Raw genomic sequence first — 18,820 nt, forward strand, 5'->3', positions numbered from 1 at the left:
GGTGCACCGGGTTTCAGCGCCGGGCGCGCAGTTCCGCGGTGGCCTGCTCGTCGATGCGCAGGCCCTCCGGGTCGTGGTGGGGGTCGCCGACGACCACGACGCCGTAGTCGCGTGCCGCGCCTTCGACGCTGACGTAGGCGTTGCGCACGTCGGCGAGCACGCGTTCCGGGTCGCGGGCGAGCGGGTCGCCCCACCCGCCACCGCCGTTGGTCAGGCAGCGCAGGACCGTGCCGGGTTCGGTCCGCCACACCGGCCGGCTGGCGAAGTAGTGGTAGACGCCCTCCGGGTCCGGTGCCTTGCTGTCCGGATCGAGCACCCCGGCGACCGGGATGCTCCCGGCGTACACCTCGGCGGAGGTGCCGAGCAGCTCCCGTGCGTCCTCGCGCGGCGGGAAGAACCACATGGCGCCGTTCGGTCCGGCCTTGCCGCCGTTCGCACCCACCCCGCTGGGCACCTTCGTCCGGAACGGCGACAGGTAGTGGCTCGCCTCGGACAGCCACAACGTGTCCTTGAGGTTGGCGGCGCCGCCGCGGAACTCACCGGCCCCGCCGGTGTCGATCGCGTGTTCCTTGCGGAGCATGACCACCGGTGCGTCGTGCTCGATGGTCTCGGTGGCCGGGTCGAGGTTGTTCAGGAAGAACAGGACGGTGTAGCTGTCGCCGTCGCCTTCCTTCGTCGCGCCCCACGGGCCGTGCTCGCCGCCGCACTGGGTGGCGCTCGTCCACGGGGTTCCGCCGGCCGTCACCCCGGAGGCGTTGTGGGTGTTGGTCGAGCCGTAGTCGCCGGCCACGCCCTTCTCGCCGAGCACCGGGTTGAGCGCGTCGAAGATCGCCGACACCACGGCGCCGGAGGCCTCCCAGAACATCATGATCCCGCCGTCCGGGGGCAGGGACGACACCAGCGTGCCGGGTGGCGTGGCGAGGTCGATGGTGCGCCAGGTGCCCGACGTGAACGGCACCTCGGGGTCCAGCAGCATGGTCAGCGCCACGCCGACGGCGGTCTTGGCGTCCAGCACCCCGCAGTTGATGCAGGTGCGCGCCTGCGGCGAGGTGCCGGACAGGTCCACCTCGATGTGCTGCCCGCGCTTGCGCAGGGTCACCCGCACCGTGTAGTCGACGGTGTCGTCCAGGCCGTCGGCGTCGATCAGGGCCGAGCCGGTGTAGTCGCCGTCGGGCACGAGCGCGATCGCGTCGCGCATCCGCTCGGCCGAGGTGTCACAGGCGTAGGTCAGCGTGCCCAGGTAGGCGTCCAGCCCGTACCGCTCGATGTTCTCCAGCACCAGCTGTTCACCGAGCTTGAGCTGCTGGTGGATGCTCTTGAAGTCGGGCAGCAGCATGCCGCCCCAGCGGGTGTTGTCGAAGATCAGGCTGAACGTCGAGCGCACCGGCTGGTCCCGCGACCACAGCAGCACGGGCGGGATGACGAGCCCGTTTTCGTACACATTGGACTTGGTGGCGGAGAACCCGCCGGGCACGGTGCCGCCCATGTCCAGCTGGTGGGCGCGCATGTTCACGAACGAGACGATCTTCCCGCCGGCGAACACCGGGCGGATGAAGCAGACGTCGTTGACGTGGGTGCCGCCGCGGTAGGGGTCGTTGCAGATCAGCACGTCGCCCGGGGACAGGTTCTCCGGGCCGAACTCCTCGACGGCGTTGCGCACGGCGTCGCCCAGCGTGCCGAGGAACACCACCAGGCTGTTGCTGACCACGGCCATCGGGTAACCGCGTTCCGGCGGACCGCTGATGGTGCAGGCGAAGTCGTACCAGTCGCGGATGATCGGCGAGAACGCCTCCCGCATGAAGCCGGTGGACATGTGCTCGACCGCGTACCGCAGGCGGTTGAGGATCACCGCCGAGGTGAAGCGGTCACTGCCGTAGGCGGCGGTGAACTCGTCGTCGGAGATTTCACGCAGGCGCGCGGGCTCGGTCATGGGACTCACTTCCTCCGGATGATCAGTTCGCCGTACCGGCCCACGGTGGCCCGCTGACCCGCGCCCACGTGCGTCGTGGACAGTCCTTCGTGGACGACCGCCGGACCGTCGAGCACGTCACCGGCGCGCAACGCCGCCCGGTCGTACACCGCGGCCTCCTGCGCGCCCTCGCCGTCGGCGTCGAGGTCGCCGAGGTAGCGCAGCACGGTCGTGCGGGCCGGAACGAGCGGTTCGCCGTCGCGTCCGGGGATCTCCGGGTAGGTCACCTTCGGGGTGTCCAGCACCGCCCGCACGCGGAAGGTCACTCCCTCGACCGGCAGCATCTCGAACCGGTTGCCCGACCGGGCCTCGTAGGTGTCGTGGAACGAGGAGATCATGGTGCCGATCGCGGCACCGTCGATGGTGCCCGCCGGCACCGGGACGAACGGCGTCTCCCAGCTCTGGCCGACCAGGTGGGCGTCCATGCTGCGGTGGAACGTCACCCGGGTCCCGGGGTCGAGGCGTTCGGCCAGCTGCGCCTCCATCTCGGCGAAGAGGGCGTCGATCCGCGGCGCGGCCTCCGGGGTCAGCACCAGGTAGGCGCTCCGGTTGGCGGTGAAGACCTGGTCGGCGGAGAGCAGGCCGAGAGCCGAGAACAGGCCCGGGTTGGGCGGCACGATCACCTGCTTGCAGTGCACCGTGTCGAGCACCGCGGGCAGCAGCATCGGGCCGGCCGCCCCGTAGGCGACGAGGCTGTAGTCGCGCGGGTCGACGCCGTTCTTGATGGCGATGTTGAACACGCCTTCGGCCATGTTGTTCACGGCCATCTCGTAGGCGTAGCGGACGCGCTGCGCGAGCGTGAACTCCGAGTCCAGCGCCTCGAACGCCTGGCGGGACAACGCGGGGTCCAGCGTCATCTCGCCGCCGGCGAACCCCTGCGGGTCGATGATGCCGATCATCAGGCAGGTGTCGGTGGTGGTCGGCAGGGTGCCGCCGCGGCCGTAGCACGCCGGGCCGGGCGCGGCTCCCGCGCTGTCCGGCCCCACCTGGATCTCGCCGGCCGGTCCGATCGCGACGATGCTGCCGCCGCCGGCGCCGATGCTGGAGATGTCGTTGGCCAGCGCGTTGACGACGAGGTCGTGTTCGAGCTCGAAGGTCGTGTTGACGAACGGTTCCCCGCCCGTCACGACGCTGATGTCGCACGAGGTGCCGCCGACGTCGGCGCAGAGCAGGTCCTTCTCCCCGATCAGCTCGCCGAAGTGCGCGCACGCGACGGTGCCCGCCGCCGGACCGGAGAAGACGATGCGGAACGGGTGCTCCATCGCCCGTCCGGAGGGGACGAGGGTGGCCGCGCAGTCGGCGAAGTTGAGCTGCCCGGTGAAGCCGAGTTCGGCGAGCCCCTTCTCCAGTCGTGCCGTGTAATCCGAGTAGATGATCTTCATGAAGGTGTCGATCACCGTCGTGGACGCCCGCGCGTATTCCTTGGCCAGCGGGGAGACGTCACTGGAGATCGAGCACGGGACATCACCGAGGACCTCGCGCACGAGCTCCCGCAGGCGCACCTCGTGCGCCGGGTTGACGTAGGCGTTGATCAGGCAGATCGCCACGCCCGTGACGCCGCAGCGCCGCAGCACGTCCAGCTCGGTGCGCGCCTGGGCTTCGTCCAGTTCGAACAGCACCCCGCCGTCGGCGGTGATGCGCTCGCGGATGCCCCGGCGCAGGTACCGCTGGACCAGGGGCCGGCCGGCGTCGCCGAAGCTGCGGCGCCAGCGCGGGTCCAGGATGGCCGCCGCCGGCCGCCACACCCGTCCCATGTCGAGGATGTCCCGGTGCCCCTCGGTGGTGAGGAACCCGATCTTGGGCAGGCGCCGGGTGATCACGGCGTTCAGGCCGTGCGTGCTGGCGTGGTTGAACACCGTGGCGCCCTCGACGCCGAGCGTCGCCGCGCCGGCCAGAACGGGCCCGGAGACGTCGGTGTAGTCGGTGGACACCTTCGCGGTCCGGATCCGTCCGTCCTGCAGGGCCACCACGTCGGTGAACGTGCCGCCCACATCCACTGCGATCATCGTCGGCTCCTCCGTTACAGCGAATCGGACAGCAGCTGGATCGGACCGAGGCGTGACCACGGCTCGCGATCGACCGAATACAGGCAGCTCTGGCACTTGACGACCTGGAACCAGCCGCCCTCGGACACCACGGGATAGCGCCGCAGCTCCTCAGCTCCGCACCGGGGACAGGGACCGTCGACCGGGATCCGCTCGAGAACCGGGTTCTCTCGAATTTCGTTCATATCCGCACAACTCCACTGGTGTGCTCGGTGGTGACCGCGCGTCCTCGCGCTCGTTGGAGAACGTAGGACCGGGGTGACGCGGACCACCATCCCCTGCGCGAAGGCGGGCATCCACTTTCCGAAGCCGTCGGCAGGAGGCGGAGAATATGATATATTCAACGCCGGCACGACGGAGTGCGAGGAGGCAACCATGCCCGACACCCAGGACGGCCAGGCTCCCCTCACCTTCCACACGGACGACCTCGACATCGCGCGTGAGCAGGTGAGCCGGACCTTCGCCAGCCACGACGTCCACGTGGCGAACAGCCGGGACCTGAACTTCCGGCTCGAGCTCGCGCCGTCTCCGCGTCTGACCATCGGGCGGATGTCCTACGGCGCCGACACCACGATCCTCGGGCCGCCGATGCGGCTCTGCTACCACGTCAACCTGCCGGTGACGGGCCGGAGCACGGTCGAGCAGAACGGCGTTCGCCGGAGCTTCGTCGCCGGTGAGGCCGGCGTGGCGTTCGTCCCCCAGGCGCCGGTGATGGTGCAGTGGAGCGCCGATTCCTGGCAGTACCACGTCAAGCTGCCCAAGGACCTCCTCGAGGCGCACGCCGCCAAGCTCACCGGGCACACGGCGGGGGGCGAGATCCGCTTCGACCTCACGTTCGGGCTCGGTTCCGGTCCCGGCCAGGCCCTCGTCGCCACCGCGGGCTTTCTGTACGCCGAACTCACCCGTCCGGGTGGGATCGGGACGATCCCGGCCGCGTGCCACGAGCTGGAGTCCGCGTTGATGACCCAGCTGCTGATGACGCTGCCCAGCCAGATCAGCCCGGCCCTGCACAGCAAGCCCGCGCACACCCGGCTGTCGAAGATCCGCGAGGTCGTGGACTACATCGACAACCACCCCGGGGACGAGATCACCACGGCCGACCTCGCCGCGATGGCCGGGGTCAGCGCCCGCGCCCTGCAGGCCGGGTTCCAGGAGGTGGTCGGCATGTCCCCGACCGCGTACCTGCGCGGCGTCCGCCTGGACCGGGTGCACCTGGAGCTGCTCGGCGGCGCTCCCGGCACGGTCACCGAGATCGCGGCGCGGTGGGGCTTCTTCCACCCCGGCCGGTTCGCCCGCCAATACCGGGAGCGCTTCGGGCAACTACCCTCCGACACCGCCCGGCGATAACCGGCGGTCAGGCCGAGCGGTCCCCCAGCCCCCGCGCCGCGGCCGACCACTCTGGAACGCAGTAGGACCTCCACCCGGCCACTCCACCGGGAACGCTTCGGGCAACTGCCCTCCCACACCACCCGACGATCACGCACGCTCAGACCGAGCGGCCCCCAGCCCACGCACCGCAGCCGACCACTCTGGAACGCAGTAGGACCTCCACCCGGCCACTCGGACACCACCCGCCCGATGACCCGCGGTCAGGCCGAGCGGTCCCCCAGCCCCCGCGCCTCCGACCACTCGTGGACCAGCTTGCGCAGGTCCAGCTCGTCCGCCGACGGCGCCTGGGGCTCGCGGGCCGGTGTCCGGCTGAACCGGGGCGCCGGGCGCGGGTGCAGCACGTCGCCGACCCGGGTGAACACCCCGCGCCCGGCGTTGTGCGGGTGGTCGGCCGCCTCGTCGAAGGTCAGCACCGGGGTCACGCACGCGTCGGTGCCCGCGTAGATCTCCACCCATTCGTCGCGGGACTTGCGCGCCAGGGCGGCGGCGATCAGCTGCCGCAACCGGGGCCAGGCGTCCCGGTCGTCCTGTGCGGGCCAGTCCTCCGTGCCGACGCCGAGCCGGGCCACGAACTCCCGGTAGAAGTCGGGTTCGAGAGCCCCGACCGCCAGGTAACGCCCGTCGGCGCACCGGTAGGTGTCGTAGAACGGCGCGCCCGAGTCCAGGTAGTTGGTGCCCGGGTCGTCGCTGTAGCGTCCGGCCGCCCGCAGGCCCTGGATCTTCGCCGTCAGCAGCGCGACCCCGTCGACCATCGCGGCGTCGACCACCTGGCCACGCCCCGAGGACCGCGCCTCCAGCACCGCGCACACGATGCCGTACGCCGCGACCAGCGCCCCGCCCGCGTAGTCGCCGAGCAGGTTGATCGGCGGCCGCGGAGCCTCGCCGGCCCGCGCCATCGCGTGCAGCGCACCGGTCTGCGCCACGTAGTTGATGTCGTGACCCGCCTCGCGCGCGAGCGGACCGGTCTGGCCGTAGCCGGTCAGCCGCGCGTAGACGATCGCCGGATTGCGCCGCAGCAGCACCTCCGGTCCGAGCCCGAGGCGTTCGGCCACCCCGGGCCGGTAGCCCTCGATGAACACGTCCGCGGCGCCGGCCAGGCGCAGCACGTCCTCGACGCCCTCGGCACTCTTCAGATCCGCCGCGACGGCCCCGACGCCCCGGTTGGCGAGGTCGTGCTCGGGGCGCAGCCCGTCGGTCTGGCCGAGGGCGCGGGCGCGCCGGTTCGGCGGACGCGTGACCCGCACGACCTCCGCGCCCATGTCCGCCAGGAGCATGCTCGCGAAGGGCGTCGGACCCATCCCCGCCAACGCGACGACCCGCACCCCGGACAAGGGCCCGCCCACGGGCGCTTCCTCACGACCTGGGTGCGGCCCGCCCACCGGGCCGTCCTCACGGCCAGCGTGCAGCCCACCCACCGGGGCGTCCTCGCGGCCAGCGTGCAGCCCACCCACCGGGCCGTCCTCACGGCCAGCGTGCAGCCCACCCACCGGGGCGTCCTCACGGCCAGCGTGCAGCCCACCCACCGGGGCGTCCTCACGGCCAGCGTGCAGCCCACCCACCGGAGCGCCCTCACCACCGGCGTACGACCCGCCCACCGGAGCATCCTCGCAGCTGGCGCCCCCCTCGCGACGGGCGTGCGGTTCGGGCGTCATCGTCTGCTCCCTCGCGGTGTCGTCCTGCGTCAAAGCGCCATGCTCGTGCACGAAATATAATATTGTCAACCGATGTACCAGGGCTTCCAGCCTTGACATATGAAATTTCATGCACGATCGTTCCTTCTATCGGGCGGCTCCGCCCGCTCCCCACCCCCAACACCGTGAGAGAGGTGTCCAATGACGGCCACCGAAGGCAGCGTGCCGGCCCGGACGATGCGGCGTATCGCGATCGCCAGCGGTACCGGCACGGTCATCGAGTACTACGACTTCTTCATCTTCGCGACCGCGGCTGCCCTGGTCTTCCCCAAGGTGTTCTTCCCCGCCCTGGGCTCGGCCGCCGGCACCGTCGCCTCGTTCGCCACGCTCGGCGTCGCGTTCGTGGCCCGCCCGCTCGGGTCGATCCTCTTCGGACACTTCGGCGACCGGCTCGGCCGCAAGCGGACCCTGGTCACCACGCTGCTCATCATGGGACTGGCGACCGCGCTGGTCGGGCTGATGCCGACGGCGAACCAGATCGGGGTGGCGGCCCCGATCCTCGTCGTGGTGCTGCGGGTCCTGCAGGGACTCGCGCTCGGCGGCGAGTGGACGGGCGCGACGCTGATGGCGGCGGAGAGCGCTCCGCGGTCGCGGCGCGGTTTCTGGTCGATGTTCGGCTCACTGGGCGGCTCGATCGGTTTCGTCCTGGCGAGCGCGACGTTCCTGCTGACCGGGGCGACCATGAGCGAGCACGCGTTCGCCAGTTACGGCTGGCGCATCCCGTTCCTGGCGAGTTTCATCCTGGTGGCGGTCGGGCTGTTCGTCCGGCTCGCGGTGGACGAGACGCCGGTGTTCAAGGGCGAGGTCGCGCGGGGCGGCACCTCCGGCGCCCCGTTCGTGGAGGCCCTCAAGAGCCAGCCCCGCGAGATCGTCTTCGCCTCGGGCGTCCTGGTGATGGTGTTCGCGTTCTACTACCTGGCCGTCGGGTACCTCATCAACTACGGCACCCACGTGCTGAAGCTGAGCCGCCCCACGGTCCTGTCGATCGGCATCCTCTCCGGCGCGGTGTTCGGGATCGCGATCGTGCTGGGCGCGGCGATCTCGGACCGGGTCGGCCGACGGCGCATCATCCTGGCCGGCAACGCCGTCGCGCTGGTGTGGGCCCTCGTGCTGTTCCCCATACTGGACAACGCTTCGGCGGTCACGTTCGCCGTGGGTTCGTGCGTGACCACCTTCATCGCCGGGTTCGCCTACGGCCCGGTGGGGGCGTTCATGCCGGAGCTCTTCCGCACGCGGTACCGCTACAGCGCGACCGGCTTCACCTACAACGTGGCCGGCGTCCTCGGCGGCGCAGTGCCCCCGCTGGTCGCGGCCGCCATCACGGCGTCCTTCGGCGGATGGGCGTTCGGCCTGTTCCTCGCCGTGCTCTGCCTGATCAGCCTGGGATGCACCCTCGCCCTGCGCGAGACCCGGCACGCCGAGATGGACCAGCCGGCCGAGAAGGTGGCCCTGAAGTAGTCCCGGCGGCGATGGCGGGGCCGGCTCGGTGAGTGGATCCACCGGGTCGCCCCGGCCGCCGTTCATCACTGGAACCCAGTCTCGGCCGGGCCGCGGAACCTGCAACCGCGGCCCGGCCGAGACTGTTCATCTGGTTCGGTGCGCCCGCCTCTACTCGGCCAGGACGTTGGTGGCGGCGGGTGGCGAGCCCAGGGCCGCGCTCAGCGCCATCAAGCCCCACTGCCCCTGGTCGGCGACCCGCGTCAAGCGGCGTCGCGCACGGACTCCAGCGCGGCGATGCCCGCCGAAGTCACGAGGGCGCGGACCCGCTGCCCGACACGCCCCGGGTGCGCCGGTGCCACCAGACCGCGCCGGGCCAGCAGGTGCGCGGTGTACTGATCGCAGCACGGCAGCCCGTCGAAGAACATGTCGGGTTCACTGCTCAGGACCATCTCGGCCCGGCCGGTGGCGGCCGCCCGCAGCATGGCGAGCGCCCGGCGGCTCAGGGCCTCGTCCTGGCGTGTTCCCGGGCTCATGCTCGCCTCCGCCTCGATCGCAGCCGCAGCAGAATTTTTTATATTTTATGGAGGTAAGCGGTAAGGGTCAACCCCGGCCAGACGTGGTTCACGGCGACCGCGGCGCAGTCGCCCCGGTCGCCGTGATCACGGTCGCGGTTCGTGACCCGCTCAGCCCTTGCTCAAGTTCTTGGTGAAGAACTCGTCCAGCTTCTCGATCGCCTGGGTGACGTACGGTTCCTTGTCGTACAGATCGACGTGGCTGGCGCCCTCGATCTGGACGAGCTCCGCGTTGTCACCCGCCCGCGACACCGCGTCCTGGCTGACCGGCAGCGTCATCGCCCTGGTGCCGGCGATCATCAGCAGCGGGCGCGGCGCGATCTTGTCCACATCGCGGTACGCCGCGAACTGCGCCAGCTTGTCGGCGCTGCGGACCGCGATCTTGTTCGTCGCCCGCGGGTGCTGGGCACGAGGGGTCTTGTAGTAGTCGACGAACTCGGCGATCGCCTCGGGCGTCGACTCGTCGGGCGCCTCGGGCAGCAGCGAGATCGTCGGCGCCTCGCCACCGGCGGCCTCCACGTTCCGGGCCTCCGCGGCCGCGTCCAGCAACTGGTCGAAGGCCTTGTCGTCCCCGCCCGTGAGCCAGGCCGGCACATCGGCGGCGCTGACCGTGGCCACCGCCTGCATGCGGCGGTCGGTCTGGGCGCTGTACACCACGTAACCACCCGAACCGCAGATGCCCAGGATGCCGATCCGCGCCGGGTCGACGTCGTCCCGGGTGGTCAGGTACGACACCGCGTTGCGGAAGTCGTCCGCGCGCTGGATGGGGTCTTCCAGGCCGTGCGGCTCCCCCTCGCTCTCCCCCTGGTACGCCGCGTCGAACGCCAGGGTCACGAAGCCGCGCTCGGCCAGGCGGCGGGCGTAGAGCCCGGCGGCCTGTTCCTTGACCCCTGTGGTCGGGTGACCGACCACGACGGCCGGCCGCCGCTCCGGCGTCGCGGTGTCCGGCGTGTAGACGTGCCCGGCCACCATCAGGCCGTTGCTGGGAAAACGCACGTCGGTCTTCATGGCTGAAGTCACCTCCGGGTGACGGGTCTGGGATCTCGTGCGGGTGCCGGTTCGCAGCACCCGTGGTTCCACGGTCTCCGATCCGGCCGGACGGGAGAAGGACCAACGTCATCCCAGGACAGAACCGTCCCCCTCAGCGGCGGGAGGCCGGCCAACATCGCGTATTGAGTATGATGTATCGCCGGTGCGTTACCATCGACCAGGTGCGGGTTCCGGTGGCCGGACGGGAGTGACGATGACGGAGAACGTGATGCCGATGCGCGGACGAGGGCCGGCCAGGCAGCAACTGCCCGAGGAAGTGGCTTCGTACGTGCGGGAGCTGATCATCTCGGGCGAGGTGCGGCCGGGCGAGTTCCTCCGGCTCGAGCCCATCGCGGAAGCCGTCGGAGTGAGCAACACCCCGGTGCGCGAGGGTCTGCTGTCACTGCGCAGCGAGGGGTTCGTCGAACTGGTCCCGCGCCGCGGGTTCGTGGTCGCGCCGTTCAGCGAACAGGACGTGCGGGACCTGTTCTGGACGCAGGCTCAGCTCGCCGGCGAGCTGACCGCCCGCGCCGCTCGCAAGATCACCGCGGACGGGCTGGCGCGCCTGGAGGCCAACGTCGACGAGTTCATGAAGGCGCTCGCCGAGGGACGCGAGGACCGGGTGGCCGAAATCGGTCACCAGTTCCACCGGGAGATCAACCTCGCAGCCGACTCGCACCGACTGGCCAGGTTGCTGAACTCCGTGGTCAAGCACCTGCCGAACCGCTTCTACGCCGAGATCGAAGGCACCGTGACGGGCAGCCAGGAGGCCCATCCGCTCATCCTCGAGGCCATTCGCAAGCGTGCCGCGCGGAAGGCGCAGTCGCTGATGGCCGAGCACATCCTCGACAGCGGCGAACACCTGGTCGAGATGTTGCGCAAGCGCGGGGTGTGGGCCGAGACCTCCAGCGCCTGATCCGGCCACGACAGCACCGGCCCGGGCCGGTGGGTCACTCCGGACGCCCGGCCGTGAGGTGCCGCGCGTCCGCGGCCCAGGACGCCAGGATCCGCAAGCCGTCGTGTGACGGTGTGCCGGGTTCGGCCGTCCAGACGACGAGTTGCTGGTCGGGGTCGGTCGTGCAGGTCAGCGTGTCCCAGTCCAGGGTGAGCTCACCGGCCACCGGGTGGCGCATGAGCTTCGTGCCCACCGTCCGCGTGGTCACGTGGTGCCCGGCCCACCACCGGCGGAACTGTTCGTCCCGCACCGCGAGTTCACCGACGAGCTCGGCGAGCTGCGGGTCGTTCGGATGCCGCGCGGCCTCCATGCGCACCTGTGCGACGCACATGGACGCGACGTCCTCCCACCGCGGGTACAGCGCCCGCAGGGACGGTTCGGTGAACACCAGGCGCAGGTAGTTGCGCCGTTTCGCGGGGATGCTCGAGAAGTCCATGACCAGGGCGGCCGCCATCGGGTTCCAGGCCAGGATGTCCATCCGGCGACCGAGGACCACCGCCGGCGTGGTGGGCAGGTCCTCGAGCAGGCGCCGCAGCTGGGGCTCCACCTTCTGCGCACTGCGGCGGCGCGGCCGGGCCGCTTCCTTGCCGGCGAGTTCGAACATGTAGGCGCGCTCGTCGTCACCCAGCTGCAGTACGCGCCCGAGGGCGTCCAGCACCGGCACCGAAGCCTGTATCCGGCCCTGCTCGAGCCGGCTGTAGTAGTCGACGCTGATCGACGCCAGGTGTGCGACCTCCTCACGGCGCAGTCCCCGCACCCGGCGGTTGCCGCCGGCGGGCAGCCCCACCGCCCGCGGCGTCAGGTCCGCACGGCGCGCTTTGAGGAACTCGCCCAGCTGGCTCGCCCGAGGATTCCGTGGCATGTCGTCCAGTGTGGCGGATGCCAGGGCGCCACGGGAGGGAAGAACCTCTCCCCCGTTCGACTGTCACACTCAACAGACCCAGGAATACTTAATATTTTTGGTATCATCCGAGTGAAGTCGACACACGGGAGGCGGCGGTGACACCAGGGGAAACCGTTCGACGCGAGCACGTGCGGTTCGCCGGACACCAGGGCGTCACGCTGGCCGCCGATCGCTGGGCGCCCTCGGGTGCCGAGCGGCGGACGGTGCTCCTGCTGCCCGGCGGCGGACAGACCCGGCGGTCCTGGAGCCGGACGGCGGAGCGACTCGCCGCCGAGGGCTGGCCGGCCATCGCCATGGACGCACGCGGCCACGGCGACAGCGAATGGTCCCCCGCCGGCGCGTACGGGCTGGACGATTTCGTCGCCGATCTGCACGCCGTCGTGGACCAGCTGGGCGCGCCGCCGGTGGTCGTCGGCGCCTCGCTGGGTGGCCGGACCGCGCTGGCGGCCGAGGGCGAAAGCCCCGGGTTGCTCGCCGGCCTGGTGCTGGTGGACATCACCCACCGGGTCGACCGGACCGGCCAGGCACGAGTGCGCAGGTTCCTGGAGAGCGCGCCGAACGGGTTCGGCTCGCTCGACGAGGCCGCGGCCGCGGTCGACGCGTACCGGCCACGCCGGGGCACCCGCCGCAATCTCGACGGCCTCCGGAAGAACCTCCGCCGGCGCGCGGACGGCCGCTGGTACTGGCACTGGGATCCCGGTTTCCTCACCTTCGCCGCGGACGCCCGCAACTCCGACGAAACGCGCCTGACGCAGGCCGCCCGGCACGTCACCATCCCCACACTCCTCGTCCGGGGCCGGCACTCGGACATCGTGCCGCCGGCCGCGGCGGCCGAACTGCTCGAGCTGATCCCCTCGGCCGAGCTCGTCGAGGTCGCCGCGGGACACATGATCGCGGGCGACGACAACGACGTCTTCACCGCGCGCCTGTGCGAATTCCTCGCCAAGCGGGTGCCGTAGTCGGCCGACCTTTCCGCGCTTTGATACATAATATATAGTATGGCAGGCCGTCACCCTCAGTCCTGCACCCGAACGCGAGGTCACCGCAGTGAGCGCAGCGAACCCGAGCAGCACCCCGAACCCCGCCCCGCTCGCCGGACTGCGGATAGTGGAACTGTCGAGCTACGTGGCGACGCCCCTGTGCGGGATGACGCTCGCCCAGCTGGGCGCCGACGTGATCCGGGTGGAGCCGCTCGGCGGTGCGGCCGACCGGACCCGGCTGCCGTTGGCGCCGACCGGCACGAGCCTCTACTGGACGGGCCTGAACAAGGGCAAGCGGGCGATCGCGGTGAACCTGTCCGCACCGGCAGGCAAGGATCTCGTCGCCCGTCTGGCGGCCGAACGTGGAATCGTGCTCACGAACTCCGAACGGGTCGTGTCACCGGCGGATCTGCGCGCGCGACGTCCCGATCTCATCCACGTCCTGCTCACCGGTCGCCAGGACGGTGGTTCGGCCGTCGACTACACCGTGAACGCCGAGTGCGGGTTCCCGCTGGCCACCGGCCCCGCGGGCGGCGACTCGCCGGTGAACCACCTGCTGCCGGCCTGGGACGTCGCGGCCGGGCTGTACCTGGCGGTCGGCCTGCTCAGCGCGGTCCGCGAACACGCGCGGACCGGCCGGCCGCAGAACGTGCGCGTCGCGCTGGAAGACGTCGCCCTCGGCGTCACGGGCAACCTGGGTTACCTCGCCCAGGCCCAGATCACCGGCGAAGCACGCGAGCCGGACGGCAACTTCGTCTACGGCACCTTCGGCAAGGACTTCCTCACCGCGGACGGCATCCGGGTCATGGTCGTCGCGCTCACCCCGCGGCACTGGCGCGACCTGGTCGCCATGACCGAATCCGCCGAGGTGATCAAGGCGATCGAGACCTCTCGGTCGGCCGATTTCGACGACGAGGGCGACCGGTACCGCCATCGGCACCTCCTGGCGGCGGTGCTGGGCGACTGGTTCGCGACGCGCCCCTACGCGGAGGTGGCAGCCGCCTTGAGCGAGACCCGCGTCGTCTGGTCGCGGTTCCGCACCTTCACCGAACTCGCCTCCTCCGGCCTCCTGCGCGACAACCCCCTGTTCAACGAGCTGGACCAGCCGGGCGTGGGGCGCCACCTCGCTCCTGGATCGCCGCTGGTCGTCGGTGACAACCGGGCGCCGGCGGTGCCCGCGCCCGCGGTCGGCGAGCACACCCACGAGCTGCTGCGCGAGGAGATCGGGCTGGACGAGCGCGACATCGACCGGCTGGTCCGCGAAGGCGTCATCGAACCGCGCGGCGCCTGAGACGGCCGGGGCCCGGCCCGGCGTGAGGACGGGCCCCGGCCGGGCGGGTCAGGCGATCAACAGTGCGGCCAGCGTCGCCGCGGGCATCGCCGGATCGTCCTCGACGATGGCCCGCAGCAGCGCTGCGCTGCGCTCAGCTCCCAGGGCCGACAGCGTGAGATCCCGGAACTTGGCGTCGAGGTCGTGCTGCGACATCGGGTTCTCGGCCGTGCCGAGCGGGCTGTCGACGAACAGGTTCTCCCGGGTGCCGTCGGTGTAGGTGACGGTGATGTCGGCGACCCACTTGCCGCGGTGGGCCGCATCGAGCTCCGGCCGCGGGGTGATGTGGACGCGCCGGGCGAGCTTGTCCACCTCGCTGCCGTCGGACAGGTCGAGTCGTCCGGCCAGGAAGTCGTGGTGGGTGGTGAAGCCGTTGCCCCGGCCGAGCACCGCGAGGGCGAACTGGAACGGCAGGCTGTACTGCAGGTTCTCGATCGACTGCGGGGAGTACGCGTGCGCGTTGCGGTTGCCGACGATGATGTTCCCGCCGGCTTGGATCCCCAGTTCGACGGTGTCGATCTCCGCGGCGCGGTCCGCCAGCCGGCGCGCGCCGTCGATGTAGGCGTGGTTGATGCCGCAGCAGCAGTACGGCTTGATCCAGATGCGGGTGATCTCGAACGGCCGGCCCGGGGCGAACGCGGCGGCGGCGTCCTCCCCCGCGGAACGCCCGAGGAAAGTGCGGTAGAAGCCCTTGCCACCGCTGAGGAACTCCGCGGGACCGGTGATGCCCGCCTCGGCCATCTCCGCCGAGCGGATGCCGTTGCGGGTACCGATGCCGGCGTGCACCCGCTTCACGGACCCACCGGACGAGGTGTATTCGGTGGTTCCGGCGCAGTGGCTCATCGCGATCGACAACGCGTGGTGGATCCGTTCGCGGTCGAAACCGCGCATCTTCGCGACCACGGCGGCGGCACCGAACGCGGAGAGCACCGCGTGCGGGTGGAACCCGCGCTCCAGCAGATCCGGCGCGGCGAGCACACCGAGCCGGGTGTAGACCTCGTACCCGGCGACGATGCCCAGCAGCACCTCGCGCATCGTCGCGCCGATCTCCTCCCCCACGGCCAGCGCGGTGGGGACCACGCAGCTGCCGGGGTGGCTCGAGCTCGCGCGGTGGGCGTCGTCGTACTCGAAGCCGTGGCCGAACGAGGCGTTGACGAACGCCGCGTCGGCGGCACTCATCCGGTCACCGGCGACGGTCACCCGGGCCGACCCGGGCGCGTGCGACGCCCGCGTGAGCCGCAGGACCGTCTGGCTCCAGGGCAACGCGGCGCAACCCACCTGAACAGCCAGCTGGTCCTGCAGGAGCCGCCGCGCGCCGCGGACCACTTCGGCCGGGAGTGTTTCGTAGCGCAGCTCGTCGACCAGGTGCACCACGGCTGCTTCGAGCGGCGGGGCTTCCGGCATGGGCTTCTCACTTTCCTTCGCAACGCACCACGCGCTGGTGCGGTGACGTACCGATGTGTGGAACAGCTACCGGGGCGGGCGCACGCAGTCCATGAGCGTGCTGACGTCCGCCACCGCCTCCAGTCCGAGGACCGCGTCGACCACGGCCGCCACGTTCGATTCGGGCAGGACGCCGTCGGCGTTGTGCCGGAACTTGGCGACCAGGTCCTCGGTCGTCATCCGCGTGGCGGGGTCGGGCGACGGCACGCCCTTGGGGTAGCTGCGCTCCCCGACGAACGTCTTCCCGCGCGCGGTCACCTCGACCCGGGACGGGCGCGCCGCGGGGTGGCCGCTGATCGCCGACACGTAGTCCGCGTGCGGCTCGTAGGACACCTTCTCCATCAGCTCGAGGACCGACCGGCTGTGCACCAGTTCCGGGTCCAGCCAGTCCCTGCCCGGCGGTACCCGGTGCGCCCCCACCGCGAGCCCGTGCGCGATGCTGAACTCGGCGTCCCGGGGTTCGGCGATCGTGCGGTTGAGCCACACGGGCTGCTGCACGAACGGCTCCCCCCACGTCTTGATGGAGTCGATCTCCTCCGGCGCGAGGTCGTGGGTCTCGACGATCTCGCGCAGCGCGTCGAGCGGGGCGTGCAGGATCCGGCAGTGCGGGTACGGTTTGTAGGCCTGTTCGGTGACGAACTTCCAGTCGCTGCCCAGATCGGCAGTGATCCGCTCGGGTTCCCAGCGGGTGGTGCCGATGAAGCGCGGCCAGCCGAACTCCGCGTCGTCGAGGATCCGCAGATCGCCGCGGTGCCCGAACTCGGCCAGGTGCGCGGCGGTCAGCGCCGTCTGCGGGAGGGTCCCCGCGAGCATGTACTTGATCGTCGTGCTCGGCGTGTGCATCATCCACGCCCGCATGGCGTTGACCGGGGCGGTGCTGGCCGCGATGCCCAGTGCGTGGGCCAGCGTCTCCTCGGACAGTCCCTTCACCATCGCGACCGCGGCGGTCGCGCCGAACACCGTGCTGCTGTACCCGTAGACCGGCGGGATCGTGACCTCGCCGTCCTTGATGTCGCGCAGGTAGTCGGTCGCCTTGCCGATCCGGTACGACATCTCGTGCGCCACAGCCAGTGCCGCGATCAGGTCCTTCCCCGGCCGGTGGCCCGCTTCGGCCACGGCCAGGGCACCGGGCACCACGTACGGGGTGACGTGACCCGGCGGGACGACGGCGTCCATGTCGAGGGCGTTGACGAGGTCGGCGTTGGCGAACGCGGCGCCGAAGATCGAGACCTTGTCGGCGGTACCGATCAGCGTGGCGTCGCCGCTCGCGCCGCCGAGCAGCGACGCGAACTCGATGGCCTTGCGCGCACCGGGTTCGGCCACCGCGGCCAGCGCGCATCCGAGCGAGTCCAGCAGGATCCGCTTGCACTCCTCGACCACGTCGTCCGGCAGGGCCGCGAACCCGCTGCGGCTGCTGAACTCGGCCAGGCGCTCGACGAGGGTCTGGGACATCGCTTCTCCGTTCTCACATTAATATATTTTATGTAAACTCAACCCGGGGTGACTGTCAAGGGATGGCGGCCGCCGGCGGATCCACGAGCCGGCTCACGATGGCGAGAAGTTCCCCGGCGGAGCTCGCCCGGGACGACTCAGGATGACGCCAAGGCCCCCGCAGGGCTCCCCGGCAGGGCTCCCCGGCAGGGCTCCCCGACAGGGCTCCCCAGCGGGGCTCCCCAGCGGGACTACCCGGTGGGGCTCCCAGTGGGACTTCCCGGTGGGGCTCCCCGGCAGGGATCCCCGGCAGGGCTTCCCCACGGGAGCTCGCCGACGACCCGCGTCGCACACCGCGGCGGCGGCGCAGGGTGGCCACCCTTGTCGCTGAAATATATTTTACTTAGTATTGCTGACGAGCGTACTTCTCATCGGAGCGAGGTCCACCATGCAGCACAAGCCGCTCACGGGCATCAGGATCCTGGAGATCGGCGGGTACATCTCCCTTCCCTACGGCACCTCACTCCTGTGCGCGCTGGGAGCCGAGGTCGTCAAGGTCGAGAAACCGGGAGACGGTGAGGACTTCCGGCGCCGGGACAACAACCGCAGCGTGTACTTCATCCAGGTGAACGCGGGCAAGCGCAGCCTGGCCGTCGACCTGAAGCGCCCGGAGGGTGTGGCGCTGGTGAAGAAGCTGATCCCACGGTTCGACGTGGTCCTGGAGAACATGCGGCCCGGCAAGCTGGCCGCGCTCGGGCTCGGGCCGGACGACTGCCGCGCCCTGCGGCCGGACCTGGTCTACGGATCGGTGACCGGGTTCGGCAGCGGCGGGCCGCTCGCCTCACGCCCGGCCTACGACACGATCGGCCACGCCTTCGGGGGCCTCTACTCCCTGTTCAGCGATGCCGGGAACTACCAGCTCGCGGGCGGGCTCTGCGCCGACCTCGTCACCGGCCTCGCCACCGCGACCGGCGTGCTCGCCGCCCTGGTCGGTCGCGCTTCATCGGGCACCGGACAACACGTCGAGACCTCGATCATGGAGGCGGTCAGCACGCTGACCACCGACGCCATCACGCAGTACTTCGAGACCGGGACCGACCCGGACCGGCAGAGCAGGCATCCGCAGGCCCAGAACTTCTGCGTCAAGACCGCCTCGGGCGAGTTCCTCGCGCTCCACCTGTCGTCGTCGCAGAAGTTCTGGCGGTCGCTGTGCGCCGCGATGAGCCGGCCGGACCTCCCCGAGGACCCGCGGTTCGCCGAGTTCCGCCACCGCGAGCGGAACTACTTCGAGCTGGTGAAGATCGTGGAGGCCGAGTTCGCCACGAAACCGAAGGACGAGTGGGAGAAGCGGCTCACCGAGTACGACGTCCCGTTCGCGCCGGTGCTGACCATGTCCGGCTACATCGAGCACCCGCAGGTGAAATGGCTCGATCTGATCGAGCCGGAGCGGAACGGCGTATCGCTGGTCCGGCCTCCCTGGCGGTTCGAGGGGGCCCGCCCGGAGCGTGGTGGCGACGCCCCCCGCGTCGGGCAGCACAGCCGCGAGGTCGCGTCCGAGATCTGTGACGACGCCGAGATCGACGAGCTCGTCGCGGCCGGCGTGTTGTACGTGGAGTCCTGAGGGCGGGGCGAGCATCGAGGG

The 18,820-nt window shown here is 70.8% G+C and carries 15 protein-coding genes; 6 read left to right on the forward strand and 9 right to left on the reverse strand.

All coding sequences use genetic code 11. The features are described 5' to 3' along the window. Positions 1-13: 13 nt before the first annotated feature. Genes IE290_RS14010 through IE290_RS14020 form a run of 3 tightly spaced genes read right to left on the reverse strand, consistent with a single transcriptional unit; the run spans position 14 to position 4,199 of the window. Positions 14-1,930, reverse strand: coding sequence for a hydantoinase B/oxoprolinase family protein (locus IE290_RS14010; RefSeq protein WP_191244962.1), 1,917 nt, complete (start codon positions 1,928-1,930; stop codon positions 14-16). A 5-nt stretch (positions 1,931-1,935) separates the two neighbouring features. Further along, complete coding sequence (locus IE290_RS14015) at positions 1,936-3,975, reverse strand: hydantoinase/oxoprolinase family protein (protein WP_191244963.1); 2,040 nt, start codon at positions 3,973-3,975, stop codon at positions 1,936-1,938. Between the two features lie 14 nt (positions 3,976-3,989). Continuing rightward, positions 3,990-4,199 carry a hypothetical protein gene (locus IE290_RS14020; RefSeq protein ID WP_191244964.1) on the reverse strand — a complete coding sequence of 70 codons (210 nt, stop codon included), beginning with the start codon at positions 4,197-4,199 and terminating at the stop codon, positions 3,990-3,992. A gap of 190 nt (positions 4,200-4,389) precedes the next feature. Between IE290_RS14020 and IE290_RS14025 the strand changes: the two genes are divergently transcribed. After that, positions 4,390-5,361, forward strand: a complete 972-nt coding sequence (locus IE290_RS14025; protein WP_191244965.1) for an AraC family transcriptional regulator — start codon at positions 4,390-4,392, stop codon at positions 5,359-5,361. 242 nt (positions 5,362-5,603) lie between these two features. Here the strand turns inward: IE290_RS14025 and IE290_RS14030 are convergent, their stop codons facing one another. Then, positions 5,604-6,746: a CaiB/BaiF CoA transferase family protein gene (locus IE290_RS14030; protein WP_191244966.1), complete on the reverse strand. Its 1,143-nt coding sequence runs from the start codon at positions 6,744-6,746 to the stop codon at positions 5,604-5,606. A 489-nt stretch (positions 6,747-7,235) separates the two neighbouring features. Between IE290_RS14030 and IE290_RS14035 the strand changes: the two genes are divergently transcribed. Continuing rightward, on the forward strand, positions 7,236-8,552 hold the full coding sequence (locus IE290_RS14035; protein WP_191244967.1) for an MFS transporter: 1,317 nt from the start codon (positions 7,236-7,238) through the stop codon (positions 8,550-8,552). A gap of 242 nt (positions 8,553-8,794) precedes the next feature. On the opposite strand, the gene IE290_RS14040 is transcribed toward IE290_RS14035, so the two are convergent. Beyond that, positions 8,795-9,067, reverse strand: coding sequence for a hypothetical protein (locus tag IE290_RS14040; RefSeq protein ID WP_167115482.1), 273 nt, complete (start codon positions 9,065-9,067; stop codon positions 8,795-8,797). Positions 9,068-9,217: 150 nt separating this feature from the next. After that, positions 9,218-10,114: an alpha/beta hydrolase gene (locus tag IE290_RS14045; protein WP_191244968.1), complete on the reverse strand. Its 897-nt coding sequence runs from the start codon at positions 10,112-10,114 to the stop codon at positions 9,218-9,220. Between the two features lie 235 nt (positions 10,115-10,349). On the opposite strand from IE290_RS14045, the gene IE290_RS14050 reads away from it, so the two are divergent. Further along, positions 10,350-11,051 (forward strand): GntR family transcriptional regulator, encoded by a 702-nt coding sequence (locus IE290_RS14050; protein WP_191244969.1) that lies wholly within the window; start codon positions 10,350-10,352, stop codon positions 11,049-11,051. Positions 11,052-11,085: 34 nt separating this feature from the next. Here the strand turns inward: IE290_RS14050 and IE290_RS14055 are convergent, their stop codons facing one another. Further along, positions 11,086-11,952 (reverse strand): helix-turn-helix domain-containing protein, encoded by an 867-nt coding sequence (locus IE290_RS14055; protein WP_191244970.1) that lies wholly within the window; start codon positions 11,950-11,952, stop codon positions 11,086-11,088. A gap of 137 nt (positions 11,953-12,089) precedes the next feature. Between IE290_RS14055 and IE290_RS14060 the strand changes: the two genes are divergently transcribed. Together IE290_RS14060 and IE290_RS14065 are read left to right on the forward strand one after the other, a co-directional pair. Then, positions 12,090-12,953 carry an alpha/beta fold hydrolase gene (locus IE290_RS14060; protein WP_191244971.1) on the forward strand — a complete coding sequence of 288 codons (864 nt, stop codon included), beginning with the start codon at positions 12,090-12,092 and terminating at the stop codon, positions 12,951-12,953. Between the two features lie 88 nt (positions 12,954-13,041). Further along, positions 13,042-14,265, forward strand: coding sequence for a CoA transferase (locus tag IE290_RS14065; RefSeq protein WP_229874468.1), 1,224 nt, complete (start codon positions 13,042-13,044; stop codon positions 14,263-14,265). A gap of 48 nt (positions 14,266-14,313) precedes the next feature. On the opposite strand, the gene IE290_RS14070 is transcribed toward IE290_RS14065, so the two are convergent. Next, entirely contained in the window at positions 14,314-15,708 is a 1,395-nt protein-coding gene (locus IE290_RS14070; RefSeq protein WP_191244972.1) for an MmgE/PrpD family protein, read from the reverse strand. Between the two features lie 66 nt (positions 15,709-15,774). Further along, complete coding sequence (locus IE290_RS14075; RefSeq protein ID WP_191244973.1) at positions 15,775-17,199, reverse strand: MmgE/PrpD family protein; 1,425 nt, start codon at positions 17,197-17,199, stop codon at positions 15,775-15,777. A 427-nt stretch (positions 17,200-17,626) separates the two neighbouring features. Here IE290_RS14075 and IE290_RS14080 point away from each other — a divergent pair, with 427 nt between their 5' ends. Beyond that, the gene (locus IE290_RS14080; RefSeq protein ID WP_191244974.1) at positions 17,627-18,799 is read left to right on the forward strand and encodes a CaiB/BaiF CoA transferase family protein; all 1,173 of its coding nucleotides are present in this window, start codon (positions 17,627-17,629) and stop codon (positions 18,797-18,799) included. The last annotated feature ends 21 nt before the right edge of the window (positions 18,800-18,820 follow it).

This window comes from Amycolatopsis deserti (genome assembly GCF_014653945.1).
GTDB classification, from domain to species: domain Bacteria; phylum Actinomycetota; class Actinomycetes; order Mycobacteriales; family Pseudonocardiaceae; genus Amycolatopsis_E; species Amycolatopsis_E deserti.